The organism is Vibrio sp. ER1A, from assembly GCF_000733315.1.
GTDB lineage: Bacteria > Pseudomonadota > Gammaproteobacteria > Enterobacterales > Vibrionaceae > Vibrio > Vibrio mediterranei.
In genome coordinates this window covers 87,733-104,270 of record NZ_JPJA01000088.1, presented here as the reverse complement: position 1 = coordinate 104,270, position 16,538 = coordinate 87,733, and the positions used below count along the sequence as shown (strand labels likewise).

The following is a 16,538-nucleotide window of genomic DNA, read 5'->3' as shown; positions in this document are numbered from 1 at the left end:
TGGGAGCATTACGCTGCTCCCATAACTCTGTGGAAGATACGATACAGCACTGGAACGACAATTAACGTCAATACAGTCGCAAATCCTAAACCAAACATAATTGTTACCGCCATCGGCTTGAAAAAGATATCCGGTAATAACGGAATCATCCCCAAGATAGTAGTGATCGCTGCCATACACACTGGTCTCACTCGACTTAACGCCGCATCAACGACCGCTAAATACGGCTCTTTTCCGGTTTTAATTTCTATCTCAATCTGGTCAAGTAAAACGATACCGTTTTTTAATAACATCCCGGACAGACTTAGAAAACCCAATAATGCCATAAAACCAAATGGGGTATTTAAGGCAAGTAGTCCGGTAGTAACACCAATGACGGCCAGAGGCACAGTTAGCCAGACGATAAGTGCTTCCTTCACAGCATTAAACAAGAAGATCGTAATTAAGAACATGAACAGATAGCCCATAGGCATTGTTTGGAACAGAGACTCTTGCGCGTCCCCAGAAGACTCATATTCTCCCCCCCACTCTAATGAATAACCTGGCGGTAGGTCTATCGCCTCAATTTTAGACTGGATACGCTTTTGGAGCGTAGCAGCAGTTTCTTCGCCCAGTAGATCTGGATCTGCCATCACCGTCAGCATCCGTTTGCGATTCTTGCGGACAATGATCGGGTCTTCCCAGCGAGTATCATATCCCTGTGTGACCTGTTGGAATGGAATAAACTCACTCAGTGCGGGACTCCAAATCATCATCCCTTCAATGTTACGAATATCCACTCGCTCTTCGTCTGGTAGCCTTGCCACAATAGGCATCAAGGTTGTTCCATCTCGGTACAAACCAACAGACTTACCGGAGAAGGACATCATTAGCACATCATCTACATCAGATTTTGTAATGCCGTAACGTCTAGCCTGACTCTCATTAAACACTGGCTCAAGAACTTTAGTGCGTTCGCGCCAATCGTGTCGAATGTTGTAAGCCCCCGGGTCGGCATACAAAATATCCATAACTTGCGACGCTATGCTCCTAAGTACCGTCGGGTCAGAGCCAATGATTCTCGCTTCAATCTTTGCACCACCTCCAGGGCCGAGTTCAATTTGCTTAAGCTTGTAGTTTATCTCCGGAAAAGTTGCGTCTAGATAATCTCGGAACCGAGCCATTAGTGGCTGCAATGCCTCATAGCTAGTGACCCTAGTGGTAATTTCTCCATAAGCGGCATAACTCTTTTCCGGTGCATAAGTCAGCATAAATCGCTGCAACCCCTTACCCGCCGTTGTCGTGATATGGTCAGCTTCTGGTTGCTCAGAGATCCAAGTTTCAATTGCTTTAAGCTTGGTATTGGTTGCTCTAATATCGGTTCCTTCTGGCAACCAAACATCCACTTGGAACATAGGCGTTGTAGAGGCTGGAAAGAATGACTGTTTAACTTGAGTAAATCCATATAAGGCCGCCACTAGTGCCATAATTAATACTATCACCGTCGACCAAGCTCGATGCATACAAAACTCAAGGAACTTTCGGTAAGCAACAAAAACAAATCCGTTATAAGGATCATTGCCTTCCTCTCCCTCCTTCACCTTCATACCTCGGAAAAACAGATCGGCGAAGAAAGGCGTAAGAGATATAGCAGTGAACCAACTTAGCATGAGTGAAATTAATAGTACGGAGAATAATGTGCCGCAATATTCGCCTGTTGAGTCTTCTGACAAGCCAATAGGTGCAAAAGCAGTAACCGCAATCACAGTCGCTCCCAGCAACGGCCATTTCGTTTGCGTCACAATATCGGTTGCGGCTTGAAGCCGAGTCCTCCCTTTTTGTGTTCCTATTAATATCCCTTCGACGACCACGATGGCATTATCCACCAGCATACCCAGCGCTATGACTAGGGCTCCCAGAGAAATCCTTTGAAGATCAATAGCCATGTACTGCATGAAAATGAAAGTCCCGAGGACCGTAAGCAGTAAAATCAGTCCAATCAATAAGCCCGAGCGTAGCCCCATGAAGAACAGCAACACCACTATTACAATGGCAACGGCTTGCCCTAAGCTAACTACGAATCCACGAACTGATTTATCCACTTCCTTTGGTTGACTGTAAACTTCGTTGATTTCGATACCAACTGGCTGTTGATATTTTAGCTCCGCCAATCGTCTGTATAACCTGTCACCGACTTCGACTACATTGACTCCACTAGCAAACGAGATTCCTACATTGAGTGCAGTATCGCCATTATAAGTAATGATGTTCGATGGGACTTCGATAAACCCTCGCTTTATCTCTGCGACATCTTTCAAGAAGATCAGACCTTGAGCTCCACCTTCCGTAAGGATGAGGTCACCGAGCTCCGACACATCAGTAAACTCTCCGGTTGGTTGAATACGAATGTATTCATCACCAATTCGGGTTGCACCTGCGTTGGAAACAATGTTCTGAGTTTGAAGCAAATTGAAAATCGTGCTTGGTGCGATACCAAGAGCGCTGATCCGTTTTATCGAAATCTCAATAAATACTTGTTCTTGTTGGTCACCTGTTACCGAGACCTTACTGACTCCGTCTACCAGTTCTAATTCACGTCGCAGATAGTCGACATAATCTAGAAGTTCTTTGTAGTTGTATCCTTCTCCCGTTAAGGCAAACAACACGCCATATACATCACCAAAGTCATCAATTACCGATGGCTCATTCACCCCCGGAGGCAACGAGCCTTTCACGTCATTTACTTTACGACGAAGTTCGTCCCATATTTGAGGTAAGTCATCAGGGCCATAGTTGTTCTTCATAGTCACAGTTATCTGAGACAGACCACGACTCGATATGGAGTTGATCTCATCCACATAAGTGAGCTGCTGAATAGCTTTCTCTATCGGATACGTAACTTCCTCTTCCACTTGTTGAGGCGTCGCACCAGGGTACGAGGTCACAACCATCGCATCTTTTATCGTAAATGCCGGGTCTTCCAATCGACCCAGTCCAAAGAATGCAGAAACCCCACCTATCAGGAATATTAACGACACCATCCAACTGATGACTTTATTGCGAATAAAATACGCGGCAACGCCCGTAACCTCGTCATCCGATTGAGGCAATGATTGTTGTTTTTCTTGGTTCATCACTTCGCCTCCTGCGAGAGTACTTCCACTTTAATGCCGTCTCTGAGCCTTGCAATACCAGCAATCACTATCTGTTGCGTTTGCTCTAAGCCATCGACTATTTGAATTGTGGTTTGAGAAACTTTACCCGTCGTCACTTTCTGTTTAGTTACCGTACTGTCTTCATTTAGCAGCCAAACGAATTTCTCATTGTCATTGAGCGAATCGCCATCTTGATTAAAGACAGCCTCTATTGGAACACTCACCCCTCGAGTCAGATTCAGACCAACATCTTTAGCTTTGGATGTCACGTCCACCGCCATACCATCTAGAATGTATTCGTTTTTCGGCATCGGCAGCACTAATGTAGCTGTAAAAGTACCCAGGGAAGGGTCGGGCTCGGTGGTAAACTCTTTAAGCCGTGCGGTATATTCATTACCTGAAGGCACGCGGACGAGAGTTTCAATGCTAGCCAAATCGCGGTTCGTAGGTTGGTTTAGTGAAAAGCTGTCAGGGAGTTGAACAATCACCTCTACTTCATCGACGCTATGGATATTGACCACTTGCTGACCGATTTGAACGTTCTCAAATTGTTCTGCTGACACTCGCGATATTACGCCATCTACCGGAGCAAGAAGCTCTGTAAAAGATAGTCGCAACTTAGCGAGTTCAAGTTCTGCTTTGGCATAGGCTCTTTGCGCTGCAATTTCATCGAATTGTGATTGCGCTAATAGTCCCTTTTTAACCAAAGGACTTGAGCGGCGAAATTGACTGTCAATGACGCCAAACCGTGCTTGCGCATTGTCTACCGCCAATTGGTAATCTGTGGGTTCAAGCACTGCCAGCACATCACCTTTTTTCACAAAATCACCTTCTTTAAGATCGATAGAGCTGATTTCTCCAGCGACTCTAAAGCTGAGGTGAGAGCGATCCGCTGCCATAGCAAGAGCAGGAAAATAAAGACTATTTTTCAGCTCGGTTTTACCAATTTCAGTGACTCTCACTTTAGGAACTTCCTCTCTCGTTCCCACTTCGGGTTTGCTACAGCCTGATATTATTGCAGCAAGAACTAAAATACTTACTAAGCGACTATGCATATCAAAGCCCTCTTTCCTTGACCCACTCACGGACCTTAATACCTGGTTCAATCCCTTGCACCCCAGAAACTACTATTTGATCGCCATCGTTTAGTCCACTAATAACCTGTCGCTTGTCGTTAAGCTCTACTGCTACTTTCTCGACAATTCCTTGTTCACTAACCCGCCAAACGCACTTAGTATCCCCTTCCATAAACAGTGCCGATTGAGGGATTACCGTAGCGCCAGTGCTGCGAGTGACTACGCTTACCTGACCAGCCATTCCAGGTAGGATCCCCACGTCTGTCGGTCTCTCCATGATCATGGTCACTTTGTAACTGCCCGTCTTTGGGTCAGCCTCAGTATCAATTTCTTGAAAAGTTAGTTCGAATGCACGTGATGGATAAGCATCAAATACCATGGAAGCATCTACTTGATTTTTCGATTGGAATCGATTCAACAATAGATCAGGCAGCTGAAAGATAACCTTAATAAGTTGATTCGATTGGATATTCATAACCCCTTCTTTGGCTTGAATGTACTCGTAATTGTCTGCAGGGATTATGGAAATAGTACCGTCATACGGGGCAAGCAGTTTGGTATAGCGTAAATTGGCCTTAGCTTGAGACCAATTGGCTTGAGCGGAATTCATGTTTGCCTTTGCTTGGTCAAAGTCTTGTTCGGACACGACTTTATCCTTGCGTAACTTAAGAGCCCTTTGATATTGAACATCCGCCAATTGGAAGTTCGCCTTGGCTTGCTTCTCTAATAATTGATATTCGTCGGGATTGAGCTGAGCAAGTAATTGTCCCTTAGAAACGGGCTGGCCTGCGCGCACTACTATTTGCTCTAATTGCCCGGGAACACGGAAAGCGAGAACGGCTTTATCACCCGCTTCTGAAGTAGCAGGGAATGTGCGCTCAAATTTACTATTGCCAACAGCGACGTTAAACAGTTTGGCTGGACGAGAGTCCGGTTCAGGAATTGGCGGTGGTTCTTGTCCACAGCCACTTATTAGACTGGCGACTATCACCAAAAAGGAAAGCTTGCTCTTCATTCTCAACTGCCTTGTTCTTAATGTACTTTAAAACATAGTCGAGAGAATCGTGCCTTGCCAGCAACTCATTAATTAATAATAGATTTATGCTAATTTTCTTAAATTTCACAAGCTAATGAGCAAGGTGAATATCCTCACCTTGCTCTATTGAATTTTCGTAAATGATTTTATACGTTCAATGCATCAAAGCCGACACACTCAATTCCTTGTTGCTGCAACCACAATGACATCTCTAAGTTGGTGAGAATTCGCCATTCTTCAACCCTTGAGTCGGTGTAACTTGAGAGTGCGGCAAGCTCCTCACTAACCTTTCGAGCGGGATGGCACATGAGCTCTATCGTACCACTCGGCTTTTGCTCTTGGTAAGCAAGAAGCATCGCTTTTAAGTGTTCGATCGTCGCTCCCTCAGCATAGAACCCCATATCAAATACATCCGGTGTAGGGACAGCTAACAACTCTTGCCCTTGGATGATGTTATCGATTCTCCGCACAGGAAGTCCAACCTTGTTCACCGCTTGAGTAAAACCTTGTTTTAGGGGTCGATAGACGCCTCCAAAATGATGACTATCGATGTGATTAATATTGAATCCCATATCTAACGCAGCGCGGTACTGAGCCTTCAGCTCAACTTCTACCTCGTCACTCGAAACATCTGATTTGTTAAACAGTATCGTCTTATCAAAGAATTCTCCGTCATCATTCACCAAGCTAGGGATAAGATCAGGATCTGAGATCGGTCTACCTGCGGTAACGGTAAAGTGTAAGCCAACCTCCGATATGAGCCCTCGTCGATACAATTCAGCGGCATGCTCTACAGCAGGCTGATTCATCATAATCGTCGTCGACTTCACCATTCCAGCATGGAAGCAATCTGCTATCGCTAAGTTCACCGATTCAGTCAGCCCAAAGTCATCTGCGTTCAAAATGAGTTTCATAACTACTAACCTAGATTATTCTTATAAGAAGTGCGTAAACGCTGGCATAAAGCCTATATTCTCTCGAATCGTTTCTCTTAGCGCTTCGTCAATGTGTTGGCCACTATCAACAATTGGGTTAAGCATGAGCGCACGTTTGGCAAGATTAATATCGCCCGTGATTGCTGCTTCCACCGTTAACGTTTCGAACTCTTTCATCAGTTGAATTAGCCGTAATGTTCCGGTTTCAAATGGCGCGACGTTTAACGGAATAATCTCACTACTGGTAATAATAGAGCTCACCTCAACCGTACAGTCATCAGGCAAGCCTTGAATCGCACCATTATTACGAGTATTCACATGCATGATTGAACGCTTGTTGTTGTGAATGCTGCTCATCAGTTCACAGGCTGCTTCAGAGTAGTAAGCACCACCACGTTCTTCAAGCAGTTTAGGCTTGGTATCCAACGTAGGATCTTTATAGATTTCCAACAGCTCAGCTTCTACTTTTGCCACTAGATCAGCTCGATTACTCTTACTCGCTGAAGCAGCATACTCTTTATCGAGAATGTCACGCGATTGATAGTAGTAGCGAAGGTATGCGCAAGGCACCATACCTAAACTCTTAATGATACCTTCATCCCATTTAAACGGAGGGATGTTCTTCGGCGTCATTCGGTCGTTACCAGCAAGTAGTTCATTGATGACCTCTTCACACTTATCTTTGCCATCATGAAGAATTTTTCGAGCCCACACCAAGTGATTCAGTCCAGCGATTTGCATAGTGATGTCTTTACGATCAACACCCAGCATTTCAGCAGCACCTCGCTCCATATTCACAGGGACGTTACACAGTCCGACGGTTTTTATTTTCGAGTACTTAGTCAGCGCTTCAGTAACCATACCCGAAGGGTTGGTGAAATTAAGCAACCATGCATTAGGACATAGCGCTTCCATCTCCTTCGCAATTTCCAACGCTATAGGGATCGTTCGACACGCATTGGAGAATCCCCCAAGGCCATTAGTCTCTTGCCCAATAACTCGATATTTTAACGCTATTCTCTCATCACGTAGTCGGGCTTCAATCCGGCCCGCCCGAAATTGAGAACAAACGAAATCTGCATCAACTAGAGCTTGTTGACGATTTGTCGTCAGGTGTACGGTAATGTCGCACTCGGCTTTGGCGATCATTCTTTTGGTCAGATCAGCAATCACCGTTGCTTTCTCCATTCCTTCGTCAATATCTACTAACCAAAGATCCGATATTGGTAGCTCTTGGTGTCGAGTCAACAATCCTTCTACCAACTCTGGCGTATAGCTCGAACCACCACCAATTACGACTACTTTTAGCTTTTTAGTCTGCTTCATCACGTTTACCCTTCCGATTTAAGATTACGTGATGTAATTTATAATCAAGAAAAACGTTAAACAAACCAATAAATCGAACCAATACATTAGCCGGAGTAATCCATGAATCTAAACCACAATCGACAGCAGTTGTTATCACTCTTGCATACGTTTAATGTGGCGGCTCGACATCTTAGTTTCACTCACGCCGCACAAGAATTATTTCTTACTCAAGGAGGCGTAAGCCAACGCATTAAAAAGCTTGAAACGCTGCTTAACTTTAACTTGTTCATTAGGAAAACGAGGAAACTCGAACTTACCCCAGAAGGACAGCGGGTTTTCAGTATTCTGAATACCTCATTTGAATCTATATTTTCTGAACTGTCAGACATCCAAACAGGTGAGTTAACGGGTGAGCTATACATCGCGACCTCCCCCTATTTCGCATCATCGTGGTTAATGCCAAGACTGCCGGATTTTCGTCATCAATATCCGAATCTAAGCATCAAACTGGACACCAAACAGAATCAAAGTGATTTTCAGTTCGAACCATACGATGCTGCTATTTTTTACAGTGAAGGTATTTATCCTAACCACTTCAGCCGGCGACTCTTTGCTGGTCAGCGTATACCGGTTTGCAGCCCGGAGTACGCTGAAAAACACCAACTGCATCTTGATGATTCTCAACTAAAAGACGTGCGTTTTATTCACAACAGCGACAGCATTGCTTGGCAGCACTGGCTCAATGAGATGCAGCTCAACATCAACTGCCAGGTTAAGTGTGACTATTATAGCGATAACAGGATTGCCATAGATGCGGCCCAGCTCTCTTTGGGAGTCGCTCTCGGCAGAAAGGAGTTTATTGCACCGTTAATTAAGCAGGGAAAGTTAGTGGCTCCATTTGCCAGCGTGGAATCAGGTAAAGGCTATGATTTAGTCTGCCCAAAAGGAATGGAACAGCGGGTAAAATTTCAAGCGTTGTCAAACTGGTTAACAGAACAACTGCGCGACAAGCATTAACAACAACTGTTTCTCATCTATTCTCCAGCAAATATAAAAAAGAGGTGCCACTGCACCTCTTTATTCATTACGCTATAAGATATTAAAGCTTACTGAACTCTCGATTTACTTTGTATGCCTCTGACGTGACATACGCTTCCATATCTCTCACTTTATGCTCCATCGAGTCAAAATCGCGCTCTAGCGTATTCAGCAAGTCTTTCGCGTTTTGCCCTTGTTGCCAAGGTTTACTCTTCAATGAGTGTTCTTTCTTGGTTTTCATGGCTTCAACAAAGTTGTCAGGCTGCTTTTCTAGCATCAAGCTCATTGCTACGTACGCCAACAAGACTAAAAAGCTCCCCCCTAACAGCGCCGCCGAAATTACAAGAATTCGTATCAGCCAAACTTCAATACCGAAATAATTGGCTAAACCTGCGCACACCCCTGTCAGCTTACCATTGACCGGATCTTTATACAGCTCTCTATGAGTCATAGGTTTGCCTCCAGTTTGGGGATTCCGCATCCAGAATTCGCTCTAGGTTATCCACACGTAGCTGCATTTTCTCTGCACGTTGAGACAGCGATTGCAGCTTTTGGAAGTTTTGCTGCGACAGACCACTCTCTGATTTACGCTTGCTGCGGTAGTGGAGAAAAAGCCACAGCGGTGCAACAAAAATCAAAAAGACAATTAGTGGACCCGCAATTAAAAATGACGACATACTTTTCTCCTAATCCGCATTATTTTTCGTTATTCATTTGCTCTTTAAGCTTAGCGAGCTCTTTATCAATTTCGTCCTGTGCTTGCAGCTCAGCAAACTCTTGATCTAAAGACTTCGCGTTACCTGTTTTCGAATACAGATCCGCTTCCGCTTCTAGTTCATCAATTTTGCGAGAGTATTGTTCAAACTTCGCCATCGCTTCATGAGTGCGGCTGGTATGCAAGTGCTTCTGCACATCACGACGATTACTTGCTGCTTCCGAACGGATGATCAGTGCCTGCTGCTTCGCACGTGTCTCGGTAATTTTGGCTTCTAATTTAGCAATTTCATTAGTGAGCTTGTCGATGGTTTCTTCCACCAAAATTTGCTCATCGTGCAGCCCTTTCACCACATTTTCAAGCTTCTGCTTTTCAATCAGTGCTGCTCGCGCTAAATCTTCACGCTTTTTTGTTAACGCAAGTGTCGCTTTTTGCTGCCACTCTATAATTTGCTCTTCAATCACTTTCACTTTGCGAGCTAACTCTTTTTTGTCGGCAATCGCTTTTGCTGAGTTAGTGCGAACTTCAACTAATGTATCTTCCATTTCTTGAATGATCAGACGAATCATTTTCTCTGGATCTTCTGCCTTATCAAGTAAAGCGCTCACGTTTGAATTTACAATATCTGCAAAACGAGAAAAAATACCCATACTACTTCTCCTAATTGGATGAGCTCGCCAATGAACTCTGAATCGTTGCTACAGCTAATCCAATTAACGTGCCAATTTGTTAAACCCATAATATTCAATAAGATAGATATTACACTCGCTTAATCAGATTGACATGCTATGATGACTCTAGCCAACTATTGGTAATATTTACCAACCTAGAGGACTCACTATGGCGCAAAACTTAATTGGCGAATCTCCAGCTTTTCTAGCTGTACTCGATAAAGTATCTCGGCTCGCTCCCATTGACCGTCCTGTACTGGTTATCGGTGAGCGTGGTACAGGTAAAGAACTGATTGCTCAGCGTTTACACTACTTGTCTAAACGTTGGGATCAACCTTTGGTTTCTCTTAATTGTTCAACCTTGAGTGAAGGGCTAATCGACTCTGAGCTGTTCGGGCATGAATCTGGCGCTTTTACCGGCGCAAAAGGTCGTCACCAAGGACGATTCGAGCGAGCAGAAAATGGCACACTGTTCTTAGATGAGCTCGCTACTACCCCTTTATCTGTGCAAGAGAAGCTCCTTAGAGTGATTGAATACGGGCAGTATGAGCGTGTAGGCGGAGCAAAAGCGTTGGAAGCAGACGTTCGACTGGTTTGTGCCACCAACGAAGATTTACCAAAACTCGCAGAGCAAGGAAAGTTCCGTCCTGACCTTCTTGATAGGCTGGCATTTGACGTGATCCATCTGCCGCCTCTGCGCCATCGTCCCGAAGATATTCCACTATTAGCCGAGTTCTTTGCGATAAAAATGTGTCGAGAGTTGGGTCTACCGTTCTTTGTTGGGTTCACCGAACAAGCTTGGCAAAGCATGGCTGACTACCCTTGGCCAGGTAACATTCGTGAATTAAAAAACGTAGTTGAGCGTGCTGTGTATCAACAACGGACCAATGAACAGCCCATTGAGTCATTAATATTCAATCCATTTGAAGGTCAATTCGGTGCACTCCCATCAATGAGAGCGGAACATAGTGAGAAGCCTTCTGAACAAGAGTCTCAGTCCTCTCAACCTTCAACTGAAGAAGCGTTTACCTTTCCACTCGATTTTAAAACATGGCAGGATGAACAAAATATAAAGTTGATTAATGAAGCACTTAAGCAAGCTCAATACAATCAACGCGGTGCTGCTAAGCTGCTAAGCTTGAGCTATGATCAGCTAAGAGGTTTAGTGCGAAAGTATAAACTGGTTTGAGCAGGGTCAGACAGTTGCCACACTTTTTAACCAATTGCACGATAAGTACTTGTGATTATTGGTTTAGCTGACGATTTAGTGGTAAATTACCCTGATCTCAATACAGATATTACGTTCGCTAAAATGAATGTAGCGTGTTTATGAAGGCATTAATCAATTTATCGCTTGGACTTTGCGGTCTCATCCTATTGACAGGTTGCGAAGAAAAAGTCGATCACTCGAAAGTTAGACAAGACGGATTCGTCTATTGCGACCAAGGTCGTCCTAGTACTTTTAACCCGCAATTAGTAGACGGTGGCATCACTGTCGAATCCATTGCGCCGCAGTTATTCGATACGCTACTGACGCTAAACCCAGGCACTCACCAACCCGTTCCAAACTTAGCAAAATCTTGGCAAGTTAACGAGGAAGGCACAGAGTACACGTTCACTCTGCGCAAAGGTGTAGAGTTCCAAACCACTGAATGGTTTACTCCCACACGTCCAATGAATGCGGACGATGTTGTATTTAGCTTCACGCGTATTATCGACCCTAACAATCCGTTCCACGACGTAGGCGGCAGTGTCTATCCGTGGTTCGCAGGCATTGACTTCGCAAATTTGGTCGAGAAAGTTGAAGCATTGGATGACAATACGGTCAAGTTTACTCTATCGAGGCCAGACAACTCGTTCCTTTCCAACATTTCGACGGCACACGCACCAATCTATTCTGCTGAATATGCTGATCAACTCGTCTTTTCCGATCATAAACTCGATATTGATATTTACCCTGTTGGTACCGGGCCTTTCTACCTAGACGAATACCAAGTCGCAGATTTAGTTCGCCTAAAGCGTCACGAAAACTACTGGCGTAGCAAAGTAGATATGGAACAAGTCGTATTTGATATCTCTCATCGCGGAGCTGGCGCCTTAGCTAAACTATTAAGAAATGAGTGCGATGTCCTGAACTCGCCTATTTCGAGTCAAATCCCTGTGATATTGAATGAAGAGTCCATCGTTCTACAAGCCAAACCAGCCATGAACGTGGCTTTTGTGGCTATCAATACTCAGCATAAAGCACTTAGTGACCCCAGAGTTCGTAAAGCCCTGAATCTCGCGATCAACCGCGACAACATTCTCGAAGCGGTTTATTTTGGCACCGGAGAGAAAGCTTATAGCCTTCTTCCACCAAGTTCTTGGGCACACCAGAAAGATGCTACTCAAATTCGCTACGACCGTAATTATTCAATGGCGCTGCTAAAAGAGGCTGGCTATGAGAAAGGTCTGGAGCTCACTATGGCGGTACCTCTTGAGCCACGAGTCTACAACCCGAGTCCACGTAAAACGGCAGAACTTATCCAAGCTAACTTAGCCGATGTAGGGATTACCCTTAACCTACTCACCGATGATCGAGTCGATCGCCAAGAGCTATCGAATATTGAGTCCGTTGATCTACTGCTCACAGGTTGGGTGGGAAATACTGGCGACCCAGATAACTACTTACGTCCTTTGTTATCTTGCACGTCAAAACGTGAAGGTTTGAATCTATCTATGTGGTGTAATGATGACTTCGACTTTCTGTTAGATCTGGCGCTTGAAGTGAGTCAACCAAGATATCGACTCAATCTATATCGACAAGCACAAAACATTTTGAATGAGGAAGTTCCTGTGTTGCCTATTGCACACGGTCAAAAATATCAAGCACATAGCGATAGCCTGACAGGTTTTAGAACCAGTCCATTCAACGCCCAACCGTTTGATCAAGTTGTGAGGTTGAAGTAGATGTTTTGGTATTCTGTCCGCAGACTAAATCTATTTGTCATTACGTTATTGATCCTGACTTTCGTCGGCTATAGCTTAGTCAGACTTGACCCTGATTCTTTCTGGACTACTCAAGCGTTTTTCCCTGGCTGGCTTGATTATGTCGCTCAATTGTCTCGTCTAGATTTTGGACTGACTAAAGCTGGTGTACCCATTACCCAAGAGCTTTCAGCTGTACTTCCTGCAACTCTAGAGCTGTGTTTTGCCGCGTTTATGATATCTGTGTTTGTAGGTATTCCAGCTGGCACCATCGCGGGTATGAGACAGGGTAAATGGTTGGATAACATCATTTCGTTCTCATCCATGGTGGGTTATGCCGCCCCCTTATTCTGGATTGCGTTATTGATGATTATGTACTTCTCGCTGAATTATCAATGGTTCCCTGTTGCAGGACGCTATGACCTACTTTATGAAATTGATCATGTCACAGGGTTTGCACTCATTGATGCTCTGCTGTCGGACGCACCTTATCGCAAAGAGGCGTTACAAAGCGTTATTGAACATATGATTTTGCCGTGTTTAGTGCTCGCACTCTCACCAACAATGCAAGTTATCCGTATGATGCGTACTTCAGTAACCGAAGTAATGGGACAAAACTACATTCGAGCTGCTCGAATTAAAGGTTTGTCGAATTATGAAATCGTCATTGAGCATGTGCTACGTAATGCCATTCCACCTATTATTCCTAAACTTGGAGTTCAGCTCTCAAGTATGATCACACTTGCCATTATGACCGAGTCTATTTTTAACTGGCCGGGTATTGGACGTTGGCTGCTGGATGCGCTCTCCAATCAGGATTACGCATCAATTCAAGCAGGCGTCTTGGTCGTGGCTTCTATCGTCTTAGCAGCAAGCATTTTGTCAGATTTGTTGGGTGCGATGGTCAACCCTCTAGTAAGGAAGGAATGGTATGCTGTCAGATAACGTCTACCAAGAAGAGCGCATTCCTACTCAGCTTGAGCGATTCTGGCGTAGTTACCGCTCGAATAGCCTATCAATGTTTGGCCTTTGGTGTTTGGTCTTTGTCATTATCATCACTATTGCATCGCCATTTATCACTCCCTACGACCCAATGGCGCAGAGCTCCTATTTGTTGATCCCACCATCTTGGGATCCTCAAGGTACCGTCGATTTCTTCTTTGGAACTGACGACTTAGGTCGCGATATTTTGTCACGCATTATCGATGGCTCTCGCCTATCTTTTGGCGCAGCAATTATCATTACCGCGATTGCAGCAGCAGTAGGATGCTTGATTGGTATATTAGCAGGAATGACACGTGGCCTGCTCTCGAGTACGCTGAACCACCTTCTCGATACCGTAATGTCTATCCCATCGCTACTACTAGCGATCATTTTCGTAGCTTTTTTAGGTCCCGGTGAGTTCAACATTCTACTAGCAATATGTTTAGCGCTCATTCCTAGATTCATTCGCTCAATCTATGTTGCGGTTCATACCGAAGTTGAAAAAGACTACATCATGGCTGCTCGTTTAGACGGTGCGAACGACTTTTATCTGCTGTGGAACTCTATATTGCCTAATATACTAACGGTCATTGCAGCCGAAGTAACATTTGCATTATCCATCGCCATTTTAGACATTACCGCACTTGGTTTCCTTGGCCTTGGCGCACAAGCCCCAAGCAGCGAATGGGGAGCAGTGTTAGGTGATGCCGCCGAGTTGCTCTATTTAGCACCATGGACCGTTATCCTTCCAGGTTTAGCTATTCTGTTTACCGTTGTCGTGGTGAATATTGTTGGTGAAGGTGTGCGCAGCGCACTAAACGCGGGGATCGAATAATGCCAGTTTTAGATATTCGACACTTAACCATCGAAATCGAGACACCACAAGGTCTCGTCAAAGCGGTGGATCGCATGAGCTTCACCATTAATGAAGGTGAAATTCGAGGTTTGGTTGGCGAATCCGGTTCAGGAAAAAGTCTTGTTGCCAAAGCCATTGTTGGTGTCTGTAAGGACAACTGGCGCGTGACTGCCGATAGAATGCGGTTAGGTAATATCGATCTACTACAACTCACGCCTCGTGAGCGCAGACGTGTTATTGCTCGCGATGTGGCAATGATCTTCCAGGAACCTTCAACCTGTCTAGACCCGTCTGACGAAGTGGGCAAGCAGCTTATAGAGTCGATCCCTTCTCGTTCCTTTGAAGGTAAATGGTGGGAGCGATTTAAGTGGCGTAAAAAGCAAGCTATCGCGTTACTTCATAAGGTTGGCATTAAAGACCATACCCGTATCATGAACAGCTACCCCTACGAGCTCACTGATGGCGAATGTCAGAAAATCATGATCGCTATGGCAATTGCAACCAAGCCAAAGCTGCTAATTGCCGATGAACCAACCAACGACTTGGATCCAATTACTCAATCGCAAATATTGCGTCTTTTAAGTCGTATGAATCAGTTAAATAACACCACCATCATTCTGATTGGTCATGACTTAACGACCATTACTCAGTGGGCGACTCGAATTACAGTGATGTACTGTGGTCAATCGGTCGAATCGGCTGATACTGCAAAACTACTCGCAAAACCCAAGCATCCCTATACAGTGGCGCTGCTCAAGGCAATGCCGGATTTTGGCGATTGGATTCCACACAAAGAGAAACTGCAATCTTTACCAGGTTCTATTCCACCATTGCAGCACTTACCGATTGGCTGTCGCCTTGGGCCTCGTTGCCCCTATGCGCAAAGACAATGTGTGGAAATCCCTAGCGCTAAACGCATTAAGAATCATAAATACAGTTGTCACTTCCCTCTTAATACGGAGAAAAAAGCATGAGCGCGTTGTTAGAAGTCTCCGGATTAAAAAAAGACTTTGTAACTCGATCTAAGCTATTTAAGAAGAAAGTTCAGCACGCAGTCAAACCGGTGAGTTTTGACCTAGAGGCTGGGCAAACTATCGGTTTTATTGGCAAGAATGGCTCTGGTAAATCCACACTAGCTCGTATGCTTGCGGGTGTAGTTGAACCAACCGCGGGAGAAATTCGAGTCAATGGCGATTTACTTGAACACGAAGATTACTCCACCCGTTGCAAACTGATTCGCATGATCTTTCAAGACCCAAACACGTCTTTGAATCCAAGAATCCAGATTGGTCGTATTTTGGAAGGCCCGCTAAAACGGAATACCAATATGCCTCCAGAAGCGCGTATGCGACGAGTAAAAGATACTTTGGTTCGCGTCGGTTTACTTCCAGAGCACGCCTACTTCTACCCTCAGATGCTGGCAACCGGTCAAAAACAGCGTGTCTGCCTTGCTCGTGCTTTGATTCTTCAACCTTCCATTATTGTCGCAGATGAAGCACTTAACGGGCTTGATATGGCGATGCGCTCGCAAATTATTAACCTATTCTTAGAGCTTCAAGAAGAGATGGGGGTTGCCTTCGTTTACGTGTCACAACACTTAGGCATCATCAAACATATTACCGACAAGGTCATGGTGATGCACGAAGGCGATGTAGTGGAATATGGCAACACGAACGAGATCATGACCAACCCACAACATATTGTGACTCAGCGTATGGTGGAAAGCCATTTCCGTAAAACCCCAATGCACAGGTAGAAGTTGTGTAGGTAAGACTTTGCACCGTTATAAGATACGCGTTCTTAAGACGAAAAAAAGCC

At 44.8% G+C, this 16,538-nt stretch carries 15 protein-coding genes; 7 read left to right on the top strand and 8 right to left on the bottom strand.

From position 1 onward, the window contains the following. Positions 1-8: 8 nt before the first annotated feature. The 5 genes from HW45_RS16125 to HW45_RS16105 all read right to left on the bottom strand — a co-directional run bounded on the left by HW45_RS16125 (position 9) and on the right by HW45_RS16105 (position 7,507). Positions 9-3,113, bottom strand: a complete 3,105-nt coding sequence (locus HW45_RS16125) for an efflux RND transporter permease subunit (protein ID WP_038228162.1) — start codon at positions 3,111-3,113, stop codon at positions 9-11. Then, positions 3,113-4,189 (bottom strand): efflux RND transporter periplasmic adaptor subunit, encoded by a 1,077-nt coding sequence (locus HW45_RS16120; protein ID WP_038222853.1) that lies wholly within the window; start codon positions 4,187-4,189, stop codon positions 3,113-3,115. Before HW45_RS16120 ends, HW45_RS16125 begins: the two co-directional genes overlap by 1 nt. Before the next feature lies 1 nt (position 4,190). After that, positions 4,191-5,225 carry an efflux RND transporter periplasmic adaptor subunit gene (locus HW45_RS16115; RefSeq protein ID WP_038228161.1) on the bottom strand — a complete coding sequence of 345 codons (1,035 nt, stop codon included), beginning with the start codon at positions 5,223-5,225 and terminating at the stop codon, positions 4,191-4,193. A gap of 167 nt (positions 5,226-5,392) precedes the next feature. Continuing rightward, positions 5,393-6,160 (bottom strand): carbohydrate deacetylase, encoded by a 768-nt coding sequence (locus HW45_RS16110; RefSeq protein ID WP_038228160.1) that lies wholly within the window; start codon positions 6,158-6,160, stop codon positions 5,393-5,395. Between the two features lie 21 nt (positions 6,161-6,181). Beyond that, on the bottom strand, positions 6,182-7,507 hold the full coding sequence (locus tag HW45_RS16105; RefSeq protein ID WP_038228158.1) for a 6-phospho-beta-glucosidase: 1,326 nt from the start codon (positions 7,505-7,507) through the stop codon (positions 6,182-6,184). A gap of 102 nt (positions 7,508-7,609) precedes the next feature. Between HW45_RS16105 and HW45_RS16100 the strand changes: the two genes are divergently transcribed. Continuing rightward, entirely contained in the window at positions 7,610-8,506 is an 897-nt protein-coding gene (locus HW45_RS16100) for a LysR substrate-binding domain-containing protein (RefSeq protein ID WP_038228156.1), read from the top strand. An 82-nt stretch (positions 8,507-8,588) separates the two neighbouring features. Here the strand turns inward: HW45_RS16100 and pspC are convergent, their stop codons facing one another. The 3 genes from pspC to pspA are packed head-to-tail and all read right to left on the bottom strand — an operon-like array spanning position 8,589 to position 9,892. After that, positions 8,589-9,008, bottom strand: a complete 420-nt coding sequence (gene pspC, locus HW45_RS16095; protein WP_171388743.1) for an envelope stress response membrane protein PspC — start codon at positions 9,006-9,008, stop codon at positions 8,589-8,591. Beyond that, positions 8,968-9,204 carry an envelope stress response membrane protein PspB gene (pspB, locus tag HW45_RS16090; protein WP_038228152.1) on the bottom strand — a complete coding sequence of 79 codons (237 nt, stop codon included), beginning with the start codon at positions 9,202-9,204 and terminating at the stop codon, positions 8,968-8,970. The genes pspC and pspB overlap by 41 nt, the downstream gene beginning before the upstream one ends. Positions 9,205-9,223: 19 nt before the next feature. After that, entirely contained in the window at positions 9,224-9,892 is a 669-nt protein-coding gene (pspA, locus tag HW45_RS16085) for a phage shock protein PspA (RefSeq protein ID WP_038228150.1), read from the bottom strand. Between the two features lie 190 nt (positions 9,893-10,082). Here pspA and pspF point away from each other — a divergent pair, with 190 nt between their 5' ends. The 6 genes from pspF (at position 10,083) to HW45_RS16055 (ending at position 16,476) form a co-directional block, all read left to right on the top strand. Next, complete coding sequence (gene pspF / locus HW45_RS16080; RefSeq protein WP_038228148.1) at positions 10,083-11,102, top strand: phage shock protein operon transcriptional activator; 1,020 nt, start codon at positions 10,083-10,085, stop codon at positions 11,100-11,102. A gap of 140 nt (positions 11,103-11,242) precedes the next feature. Next, complete coding sequence (locus HW45_RS16075; RefSeq protein ID WP_038228146.1) at positions 11,243-12,862, top strand: ABC transporter substrate-binding protein; 1,620 nt, start codon at positions 11,243-11,245, stop codon at positions 12,860-12,862. Then, entirely contained in the window at positions 12,863-13,825 is a 963-nt protein-coding gene (locus tag HW45_RS16070) for an ABC transporter permease (RefSeq protein ID WP_038228144.1), read from the top strand. Then, positions 13,812-14,699, top strand: coding sequence for an ABC transporter permease subunit (locus tag HW45_RS16065; protein ID WP_006073874.1), 888 nt, complete (start codon positions 13,812-13,814; stop codon positions 14,697-14,699). Before HW45_RS16070 ends, HW45_RS16065 begins: the two co-directional genes overlap by 14 nt. Further along, complete coding sequence (locus tag HW45_RS16060) at positions 14,699-15,694, top strand: peptide ABC transporter ATP-binding protein (RefSeq protein WP_006073871.1); 996 nt, start codon at positions 14,699-14,701, stop codon at positions 15,692-15,694. The genes HW45_RS16065 and HW45_RS16060 overlap by 1 nt, the downstream gene beginning before the upstream one ends. Beyond that, the gene (locus tag HW45_RS16055; RefSeq protein WP_006073870.1) at positions 15,691-16,476 is read left to right on the top strand and encodes a peptide ABC transporter ATP-binding protein; all 786 of its coding nucleotides are present in this window, start codon (positions 15,691-15,693) and stop codon (positions 16,474-16,476) included. Before HW45_RS16060 ends, HW45_RS16055 begins: the two co-directional genes overlap by 4 nt. The last annotated feature ends 62 nt before the right edge of the window (positions 16,477-16,538 follow it).

Excerpts from the sequence above, each read along its gene's own strand:
- HW45_RS16125 (WP_038228162.1), bottom strand. The coding sequence starts at position 3,113 with ATGAACCAAGAAAAACAACAATCATTGCCTCAATCGGATGACGAGGTT.
- HW45_RS16120 (WP_038222853.1), bottom strand. The coding sequence starts at position 4,189 with ATGCATAGTCGCTTAGTAAGTATTTTAGTTCTTGCTGCAATAATATCA.
- HW45_RS16115 (WP_038228161.1), bottom strand. The coding sequence starts at position 5,225 with ATGAAGAGCAAGCTTTCCTTTTTGGTGATAGTCGCCAGTCTAATAAGT.
- HW45_RS16110 (WP_038228160.1), bottom strand. The coding sequence starts at position 6,160 with ATGAAACTCATTTTGAACGCAGATGACTTTGGGCTGACTGAATCGGTG.
- HW45_RS16105 (WP_038228158.1), bottom strand. The coding sequence starts at position 7,507 with ATGAAGCAGACTAAAAAGCTAAAAGTAGTCGTAATTGGTGGTGGTTCG.
- HW45_RS16100 (WP_038228156.1), top strand. The coding sequence starts at position 7,610 with ATGAATCTAAACCACAATCGACAGCAGTTGTTATCACTCTTGCATACG.
- pspC (WP_171388743.1), bottom strand. The coding sequence starts at position 9,008 with ATGCGGAATCCCCAAACTGGAGGCAAACCTATGACTCATAGAGAGCTG.
- pspB (WP_038228152.1), bottom strand. The coding sequence starts at position 9,204 with ATGTCGTCATTTTTAATTGCGGGTCCACTAATTGTCTTTTTGATTTTT.
- pspA (WP_038228150.1), bottom strand. The coding sequence starts at position 9,892 with ATGGGTATTTTTTCTCGTTTTGCAGATATTGTAAATTCAAACGTGAGC.
- pspF (WP_038228148.1), top strand. The coding sequence starts at position 10,083 with ATGGCGCAAAACTTAATTGGCGAATCTCCAGCTTTTCTAGCTGTACTC.
- HW45_RS16075 (WP_038228146.1), top strand. The coding sequence starts at position 11,243 with ATGAAGGCATTAATCAATTTATCGCTTGGACTTTGCGGTCTCATCCTA.
- HW45_RS16070 (WP_038228144.1), top strand. The coding sequence starts at position 12,863 with ATGTTTTGGTATTCTGTCCGCAGACTAAATCTATTTGTCATTACGTTA.
- HW45_RS16065 (WP_006073874.1), top strand. The coding sequence starts at position 13,812 with ATGCTGTCAGATAACGTCTACCAAGAAGAGCGCATTCCTACTCAGCTT.
- HW45_RS16060 (WP_006073871.1), top strand. The coding sequence starts at position 14,699 with ATGCCAGTTTTAGATATTCGACACTTAACCATCGAAATCGAGACACCA.
- HW45_RS16055 (WP_006073870.1), top strand. The coding sequence starts at position 15,691 with ATGAGCGCGTTGTTAGAAGTCTCCGGATTAAAAAAAGACTTTGTAACT.